Origin of the sequence: Bacillus sp. 22-7, assembly GCF_010628845.1 — a bacterium.
In the GTDB taxonomy this organism is placed as follows: Bacteria; Bacillota; Bacilli; order Bacillales; family Cytobacillaceae; genus Cytobacillus; species Cytobacillus firmus_B.
In genome coordinates, this window is sequence record NZ_NJQY01000030.1 from 19,421 (window position 1) to 27,478 (window position 8,058).

Here is an 8,058-nt window from a genome sequence, read left to right on the forward strand (position 1 = left end):
GCTTTTAGACCTTCCTCTAAAAATATTTCCATGGGCATTCACACATTTTTTCGATTTTCATACGATATCCTAGGCTTTTTAATCTGACTTTTTAGCATAAGGGAGGTCTTATGGCTTATGAAAAAATGGATGAAAACCAGCATACTGCTTATGCTTGCAGTGATACTGATCGTTCCATTGGCAGCCTGCGGAAAGGATGAAATGCAAACGGTCCGCATTGCTGAAGTGACACGTTCCATCTTCTATGCTCCACAATATGTAGCCCTTGAGAAAGGTTTCTTTGAAGAAGAAGGACTTAAAGTAGAGCTTACAACAACAGCCGGTGGAGATAAAACAATGACCGCGCTCCTGTCGGATAGCGCTGATATTGCGCTAGTAGGTTCAGAAACTTCCATTTACGTTTCGGCACAGGGCTCCAATGATCCGGTCATTAACTTTGCACAGCTTACCCAAACGGATGGAACATTCCTGGTTTCGCGCAACAAAATCGATAACTTTTCATGGGATATGCTGGAAGGCAAAACATTTCTAGGGCAGCGTAAAGGCGGCATGCCGCAGATGGCCGGCGAGTTTGTATTGAAAAAGCATGGCATTGACCCGCACCAGGATTTGGATTTAATCCAAAATATTGATTATGCCAATATTGCTCCAGCTTTCGCTTCCGGCACCGGTGAATTTGTCCAGCTTTTTGAACCTACTGCAAGTGTATTTGAAAAAGAAGGAAAAGGATATATTGTTGCTTCCTTTGGAACCGAGTCCGGACATATACCTTATACCACATTCATGACGAAACAAAGCTATATTGATGAAAATAAGGAAACAGTCGAGAAATTCACAAGAGCAATTTATAAAGCACAGCAATGGGTTGAGCAGCATAGCTCGAAGGAAACGGCAGAAGCTATTCAAGGATACTTTGACAACACTGAGCTTGAAATCATTGAAATGGTAGTAGACCGCTATAAGAGTCAGGGATCTTTTGCAACAGATCCTATTCTGGATACTGAAGAATGGGATAATCTGCAGAACATTATGGAAGAAGCAGGAGAGCTCCCTAAGCGCTTAGAGCATGGCACACTTGTCAACACAGAGATTGCTGAAGGGGTAATGAAGTAACTAAACGAAAGAGGAGGCCGACATGGATTTTCTGAAAGTTGATGCTGTCCACCACACTTATTTTACAAAAACCTCTGCTGTCACGGCCCTCTCCGATGTTTCGCTTGATGTGGAGGAAGGAGAATTTGTTTCCTTCCTCGGTCCAAGCGGATGCGGTAAGACAACATTGCTTTCCATCATAGCAGGCCTGTTTGAACCCACAGAAGGCACTGTCACACTTGAAGGAAAGCGGGTTGAAACAGCAGAAAATGAAATTGGCTATATGCTTCAGCAGGATTATCTTTTTCCCTGGAAGAACATTGAAGAAAATATACTGCTGGGGCTGAAAATCGGTAATAGCCTCACTCCTGACAAAAAAGCTTATGCACTGAAGCTCCTTCAGGAGATGGGACTGAAAGGTGTAGAGTCACAGTTTCCGAAACAGCTTTCAGGGGGAATGCGCCAGCGGGTTGCCCTTGTAAGAACACTTGCAACCGGGCCAAAGCTGCTTATGCTTGATGAACCCTTTTCCGCATTGGATTATCAAACCAAACTAAAGCTTGAGGATCTGGTCTCTGACACGCTTAAATCTTTCGGAAAGACGGCCATACTGGTTACCCATGATATTGGCGAGGCAATCAGCATGAGTGATCGTGTTTTTCTCTTCTCCGCAAGGCCCGGACAGCTTCATAAGACATTTGTAATACCAAAAGAATTAAGAAATGAGACCCCTTTTAACGCAAGAAATCATGAAGCATATCCAGCGATTTTTCAAACTATATGGAAGGAGCTGGAGTCCCTTGAGCCCGCAGGAGAACGTTAAATTCCTCCACCAGAAATATATCCGGTCGCTGAACCGTGAAAAGAAATGGGTCCGCTTCTATCAGGCTGTCATATTTTTCGTGTTTTTTTCAGGATGGGAGCTTGCAAGCCAAAAGCAATGGATTGACCCGCTGATTTTCAGTGCGCCTTCTAAAGTATGGGGATTACTTTTAACCAAACTACAGGATGGCACCTTGATGGTGGATTTAGGCTACACTTTGTCAGAAACGGTATTTGGGTTCATTTTGGGCACATTTTTAGGCACATTCCTGGCAGCCATCCTCTGGTGGTCACCAATGCTTTCAAAAATAGCGGATCCCTATCTGGTTGTCCTGAATTCAATGCCAAAGGTTGCTCTTGGCCCTATTTTAATTGTTGCTTTAGGCCCGAGCTTTACTTCGATCGTTGCCATGGGTGCGATTATCTCGATCATCATCACAACCATTGTCGTGTATACATCTTTCAAAGAAGTAGACCCCAATTATATTAAAGTGCTTCAGACCTTTGGGGCAAATCGATTTCAAATCTTCAGGGAAGCCATTTTGCCTGCTTCATTTCCGACCATCATTTCAACATTAAAGGTGAATGTGGGGTTATCCTGGGTAGGGGTGATCGTCGGCGAATTCCTTGTATCCTCAAAAGGTCTTGGATACATGATTATTTACGGTTTCCAAGTATTCAACTTCACCCTTGTAATGCTTTCATTGCTTGTAATTGCTGTTTTTGCAACAGTGATGTATCAGCTGGTTGAGCTCCTGGAGAGAAAACTAATTAAGAATGGTTCATAAAAAAAAACGGCAAACCGCATGCCGTTTTTTATTTTTCCTTCAAAATTTTTTTTAGGCTCTTTTCAACTACCTTATCCTTCATGATGAAGCTGTATTGACTGTTCCACCTGTCTTCAAGCAGGTTTTCCCCTGTCAGGATGGGACCGTTTGTTTCAAAGTATTGATTTGTATTGTTGAGGTTTTCCACCTCTGCGAAAAAAATAGCTTTGACAAAACGCTCATTGTCCAAGTTAACTTCATATTCACCAATAAAACGCAGACTATTTAAATCTGCTCCGGTTTCTTCATATACTTCTCTTCTGGCTGCCTCTTCAAGAGACTCACCCTGTTCTCTTTTACCGCCAGGAAATTCCCATCCCCTTTTTTTATGATTCGTCAGCAGCCATTGATCACCATAGCGGCAAATGACCAAAACGTGTTCAGGCTCTGTTTCGAATGCTCTTTTATTAAAAGACATGCGCACTTTCCCGCCATTTTCATCCAAAAAGGTTTCCATGCTTTTCCCTCACTCGATAAGAAAATTTTGATGTTTTCATTATAAAGGTTAATCACGTTTTTAAAAACTTCTGGGGCTAAAGTATCAAATTACATATTTTTGAAACTTTTCTCCTTTTTTGCCCGTAAAATTAGGTGACTAACATAAATAGAGGAGTGTATGTCTTGAAAAAGTCTCTCGCAATCCTTACCGGCTTCTTCATGATTTTAATGCTGACTGCATGTAATGAAACAGCCAAACCAGTTAATGAATCAGCAGCCGGCACAGAAAAGAAAGAAGCAAAAACAGAAGAATCTTCTGAAATGACCTTGGAGGAAGTTTTAAAGAAATCAACGGAGGCTTCGGAAGAGCTAAAGAGCTTCTCAGTTAAAATGGATATGAGCCAGGAAATGAGCTCGGGTGCTGAAGGGGGAAATATGAATATCGATTCTGTCATTGATATGGATGTAACCACAGATCCAATGGCTTTTTATCAGAAAATGACTATGTCAATGGCAGGCGCAGCAGAATCCTATGATATTGAAAGCTATTTTACGGAAGAAGGCATGTTTCTTTATGATGCAGCCGGTCAGCAATGGATGAAGTTCCCTAAAGAAATGTCTGATGATTTGCTTCAAATGTCCAGCCAGCAGACGAATCCTGGTGAGGAACTGAAGAAACTGCAGGAATTTGTGGACGATTTCACCTTTGAACAGGACGCAAAAAGTTATATCCTGAAGTTGAAAGCCGATGGAGAAAAATTCAATGATTTCGTGAAGGAAACGGCAGCAGAAACGCTCCCGCCTGAATTGGCCGCCAATGGTGAAATGCTTGATAACATGAACATCAAAGGCGTGGAATATGAAATTGTGATTGATAAAGAAACTTTTTACCCGAGCGTGCTGAATATGATTATGGATATGGAAATCACGGATGAGGGCCAAAAAATCTCCCTGAAGCAGAAAATGAACGGCCAATACTCAAACTATAATAAAGTTGAGGCTATTGCTGTTCCACAGGAAGTTCTTGATACAGCTGTGGAAATGGAAATGTAGAAAAGCTGAGGTGCGGCCTCAGCTTTTTATTTCTATTATTATTTATTTTAGTACTTCGAGAGCTGTCTAGCTTCTGCTCCTACCCCTCGAGGTCACAAGCTTGTCTTGTTGCGGCTCCTAGGGACTCGGAGTCATAAGGGTTTCCACAGGATGTGGCGCTTTTAGTCTGCATTCATACGTGAGCAAGGCGCTTCCGCTATTCTATTTATGTTCCTCTTCTGTCAGGATTCCCATGCTTTCAATATGCTTTCTTGCTTCATCATCTCCAAGATTATAAATCATCCCATATATTTTTTTCATTGTGTCATCATAGGCATCATTTTCACGGTCATAGTGGTATTGAACATAAGGAACATGGGCTCTGAAAAAATTTTGCCATTCTGTTGAATAGTTCTGGTCAAAATATTCTCTTAAGGCAATAATTTCATCATCATTTGCCTCAATTTTATAATTCCAGGTGGAGTCAGTAGCACTTTGAGAAATCTCACCCGAACCAAGCGTTATATAATACGTCTTTTTATTTCCTTCCAATCCTGTCAGCCCCTTTTTTGTTCATTCCTGTGACGCAGATTCAACACCGGTCAGTTTTTCTTTACATAGCACAATATTTTTCATTTCTATAGTTATCGTATCCCACATTTATGATAAAATTATACAAAATTACGATCATTCTTCTTAAGCTTACATATACTAAGTTAAACAAATTGGAAGTCAGCTTTCCAATTTACATGTGGTGAATATTTTTCTGCATCAGGGGTATTAAATTAAGTATACTATAGAAAACCGGAGATTTTTTTAAGGAGGTGTTACCATGAAACTGATTGATGAGCTATATGAACTTTACAGGAATAAGCTGACTGGTGATGAAGAAGATATCGATATGCTCGCTTTTGCCTTCTTAGAGGAAATGGACAGGGAAGACCTGCTGAATATTATCAAGGACCTTGATAATCAGGAATTATATGATTTAATGGGGCTTTATTTGATTGAGAGCTTAAAAGGGAAATTTGCCAGTGAAAATTACGGCCAGCGCAGAAGCCCGATCATTCACCACCGGAACATACACTAAACTATACATATCCGAATTTAGAATAACGATCCATATACTCGAAGGCGGCGTGAAGCCGCTTTTTTATTTGGTCTTTTTCGTTTAAATTATTGCTTTGCGTTTATCAATATTGTCCGTTGATTTCCTCTCCAGGCTGCTCAGCGAACCGCGGGGCGGGCCGTGAGCCTCCTCGACGCTGTGCGTCTGCGGGGTCTCACCTGTCCCGCTACTCCCGCAGGACTTTGAATAAGCTTCCTTGAGTAGACACCGCACGAAGAAAATGCGATAGCATTTTCGAGGATCTCGCACCTTCCGCTACAATCAACTCAGTAAATATAATACAAATAGCAACAAACTTTGCGAAAAAAGCCCTTATTTTTCAAAAATAAAAAGACCAGCTGTCCAGCCAGTCTTTGTCTATTATCCAAGGTATGCTTTAAGCATCCAGATATGTTTTTTCAAGCTTTGCTTTACAGCAATCAGCATGTCGCCTGTTCCTTCATCTTTGGCTTCTTCTGCAAGCTCGATTGCTTCCTGAAGCTCGTCCACCATTTTTTCAAAGTCGTCAACGACAGATTGAACCATTTGTTCTTCATTTTCTTTTCCTGTCGCTTCTTTAAGGGAACTGGTCTCCAGAACTTCCTTCATCGTTGCAACCGGTTTAGCCTCAAGAGCAAGGATTCTCTCAGCCAATTCATCTACATGTACGTTAGCTTCATTATACAGCTCTTCAAATTTTGCATGAAGGGTAAAAAAGTTTTTCCCTTTAATATACCAATGGTAATTGTGAAGCTTTACATATAGAACTGTCCAGTTTGCTACTTGCTGGTTAACAGCTTGTACTAATTCTTTACTCATAATAATCATCCTCCCAACAATAGAATACCCACATTGAGAGAATTAAAACCTGTACAAGGCCATGGCGAAATTTTTCATTATTGAGCTGCTTTCATGGTAAAATATTGAGTGAAAAGGGGGAGAAATATGTATACGGTATTAGTCATATCGATCATTATCGTGATAGTGGTTCTGCTGCTGAGCGTCATTACTACTTCAAAGGCTTACCAATTCAAGCATACGGTAGACCCGATTGATCCGCTTCCTGACAGCGGCAAGGAACAAAAAGAGGCTAACGAGGAGCAAGAAGATAACCAAAACCGTTCGTAAGCATACGCTATTATATAAACAGCCTCCGTACAGCCGGAGGTTTTCTTTTTAAAGGGACGGAAAAATACATGTGGAGAGGACATTAAGATGGATATATACTCCATGATGCTTACAGTATTTTTAGTATTAAATATTATCCTGGCTGTGTTTGTTATCTTTCTGGAGCGAAGGGATGCAGGCGCCACATGGGCATGGCTCATGGTTTTATTCTTTCTTCCTCTTCTTGGTTTTTTCATGTACCTCTTCTTTGGACAGAATTTAACCCGAAGAAAGATGTTTCAATGGGAAGACCGCAAAAAAATAGGAATTGATGAACTGCTGAACAACCAAATCAGAGGAATTAAGGAAAAGGATTTCCATTTTCGCAATGAAATCATTAAAAAATACAAAGACCTTATCTACATGCATCTTGTAAACAATGATGCAGTATTGACCCAGGATAACGAGGTCAGAATTTTTACAGACGGGAAAGAAAAATTCAATTCGCTTGTAGAGGATATAAAAAGTGCAACCGATCATATTCACCTGCAATATTATATTTTCAAGAGAGACAATCTTGGGAGAAGCTTAATTACTCTCTTAACGGAAAAAGCCAGAGAAGGTGTTAAAGTCAGGCTTCTCTATGATGAACTTGGCTCAAGGAGCCTGCATAAAAGGGCATTTAAAGAGCTGATTGCTGCAGGGGGAGAAATTGAGGCCTTTTTCCCTTCGCGACTGCATTTTATCAATCTAAGAATCAATTACCGGAACCACCGGAAAATTGCCATCATTGACGGACGGATTGGGTATGTTGGCGGTTTCAATGTCGGGGATGAATATCTCGGGCTGAATCCAAAGTTCGGATATTGGCGTGATACCCATCTAAGAATCAGAGGAAGTGCTGTCCATTCTCTGCAGACCCGCTTTATCCTGGACTGGAACCAGGCTTCCCACCGCCATGATATTTTCTATGCTCCTGAGTTTTTTCCGCTGTGCGAGTCTCAGGATAGCGTAGGGATGCAGATTGTTACCAGCGGTCCGGATTCTGAATGGGAACAAATTAAAAATGGTTATATAAAAATGATTTCATCTGCACGTAAGTCCATATATATCCAAACCCCATATTTCATTCCTGATGCAAGTCTTCTGGATGCCTTGAAAATAGCTGCATTGTCAGGTGTGGAAGTAAATATTATGATCCCGAATAAACCTGACCACATGTTTGTTTATTGGGCCACTTACTCCTATATTGGGGAAATGCTGAAAGTAAATGCAAATATCTATATATACGAAAATGGCTTCATACATGCAAAAACCCTGATTGTGGATGAAAAAGTATCATCGGTAGGAACTGCGAATATAGACGTGAGAAGCTTCAGGCTCAATTTTGAGGTAAATGCTTTTATTTACGATCAGGATGTTTCAAAAGAACTGACTGAGAGCTTTAAGGAAGATATCCAGCTTTCAACAAACCTGTCTGCAGGAGATTACAGAAATAGGTCCTTGAAAATAAAGTTGAAAGAATCCATCTCAAGGCTGCTTTCGCCAATATTATAAAACGGGCTGAAAAAATCAGCCCGTTTTCTTTATCGCAGTCTAACGGGCAGTAAGACCCCCACTTCAAGACTCAGA

General features: G+C 40.9%; 10 protein-coding genes. 7 read left to right on the forward strand and 3 right to left on the reverse strand.

Features of this window, described 5'->3' with window-relative positions:
• Window positions 1-117 precede the first annotated feature (117 nt).
• Genes CE058_RS19750 through CE058_RS19760 form a run of 3 tightly spaced genes read left to right on the forward strand, consistent with a single transcriptional unit; the run spans window position 118 to window position 2,702 of the window.
• Window positions 118-1,113: an ABC transporter substrate-binding protein gene (locus CE058_RS19750; protein ID WP_048007832.1), complete on the forward strand. Its 996-nt coding sequence runs from the start codon at window positions 118-120 to the stop codon at window positions 1,111-1,113.
• A 22-nt stretch (window positions 1,114-1,135) separates the two neighbouring features.
• Window positions 1,136-1,915, forward strand: coding sequence for an ABC transporter ATP-binding protein (locus tag CE058_RS19755; protein ID WP_163144800.1), 780 nt, complete (start codon window positions 1,136-1,138; stop codon window positions 1,913-1,915).
• On the forward strand, window positions 1,893-2,702 hold the full coding sequence (locus tag CE058_RS19760) for an ABC transporter permease (RefSeq protein WP_048007834.1): 810 nt from the start codon (window positions 1,893-1,895) through the stop codon (window positions 2,700-2,702). Before CE058_RS19755 ends, CE058_RS19760 begins: the two co-directional genes overlap by 23 nt.
• Window positions 2,703-2,730: 28 nt before the next feature.
• Here CE058_RS19760 and ytkD read toward each other — a convergent pair whose 3' ends face one another.
• The gene (ytkD, locus tag CE058_RS19765) at window positions 2,731-3,198 is read right to left on the reverse strand and encodes an RNA deprotection pyrophosphohydrolase (protein WP_048007835.1); all 468 of its coding nucleotides are present in this window, start codon (window positions 3,196-3,198) and stop codon (window positions 2,731-2,733) included.
• A gap of 155 nt (window positions 3,199-3,353) precedes the next feature.
• Here ytkD and CE058_RS19770 point away from each other — a divergent pair, with 155 nt between their 5' ends.
• Complete coding sequence (locus CE058_RS19770; RefSeq protein WP_163144801.1) at window positions 3,354-4,232, forward strand: DUF6612 family protein; 879 nt, start codon at window positions 3,354-3,356, stop codon at window positions 4,230-4,232.
• Window positions 4,233-4,433: 201 nt separating this feature from the next.
• Here the strand turns inward: CE058_RS19770 and CE058_RS19775 are convergent, their stop codons facing one another.
• The gene (locus CE058_RS19775) at window positions 4,434-4,763 is read right to left on the reverse strand and encodes a hypothetical protein (RefSeq protein WP_048007837.1); all 330 of its coding nucleotides are present in this window, start codon (window positions 4,761-4,763) and stop codon (window positions 4,434-4,436) included.
• A 280-nt stretch (window positions 4,764-5,043) separates the two neighbouring features.
• On the opposite strand from CE058_RS19775, the gene CE058_RS19780 reads away from it, so the two are divergent.
• Window positions 5,044-5,301 carry a DUF6154 family protein gene (locus tag CE058_RS19780; protein WP_035330414.1) on the forward strand — a complete coding sequence of 86 codons (258 nt, stop codon included), beginning with the start codon at window positions 5,044-5,046 and terminating at the stop codon, window positions 5,299-5,301.
• A gap of 399 nt (window positions 5,302-5,700) precedes the next feature.
• Here the strand turns inward: CE058_RS19780 and CE058_RS19785 are convergent, their stop codons facing one another.
• Window positions 5,701-6,138 (reverse strand): Dps family protein, encoded by a 438-nt coding sequence (locus CE058_RS19785; protein WP_048007838.1) that lies wholly within the window; start codon window positions 6,136-6,138, stop codon window positions 5,701-5,703.
• Window positions 6,139-6,264: 126 nt separating this feature from the next.
• Here CE058_RS19785 and ytzI point away from each other — a divergent pair, with 126 nt between their 5' ends.
• Both ytzI and cls read left to right on the forward strand, forming a co-directional pair.
• Complete coding sequence (gene ytzI, locus CE058_RS19790) at window positions 6,265-6,447, forward strand: YtzI protein (RefSeq protein WP_048007839.1); 183 nt, start codon at window positions 6,265-6,267, stop codon at window positions 6,445-6,447.
• 87 nt (window positions 6,448-6,534) lie between these two features.
• Window positions 6,535-7,983 carry a cardiolipin synthase gene (gene cls / locus CE058_RS19795; protein WP_163144802.1) on the forward strand — a complete coding sequence of 483 codons (1,449 nt, stop codon included), beginning with the start codon at window positions 6,535-6,537 and terminating at the stop codon, window positions 7,981-7,983.
• The last annotated feature ends 75 nt before the right edge of the window (window positions 7,984-8,058 follow it).

Coding starts and splice junctions, on each gene's coding strand:
- CE058_RS19785 (WP_048007838.1), bottom strand. CDS start 6,138: ATGAGTAAAGAATTAGTACAAGCTGTTAACCAGCAAGTAGCAAACTGG.
- cls (WP_163144802.1), top strand. CDS start 6,535: ATGGATATATACTCCATGATGCTTACAGTATTTTTAGTATTAAATATT.
- CE058_RS19780 (WP_035330414.1), top strand. CDS start 5,044: ATGAAACTGATTGATGAGCTATATGAACTTTACAGGAATAAGCTGACT.
- ytzI (WP_048007839.1), top strand. CDS start 6,265: ATGTATACGGTATTAGTCATATCGATCATTATCGTGATAGTGGTTCTG.
- CE058_RS19750 (WP_048007832.1), top strand. CDS start 118: ATGAAAAAATGGATGAAAACCAGCATACTGCTTATGCTTGCAGTGATA.
- ytkD (WP_048007835.1), bottom strand. CDS start 3,198: ATGGAAACCTTTTTGGATGAAAATGGCGGGAAAGTGCGCATGTCTTTT.
- CE058_RS19755 (WP_163144800.1), top strand. CDS start 1,136: ATGGATTTTCTGAAAGTTGATGCTGTCCACCACACTTATTTTACAAAA.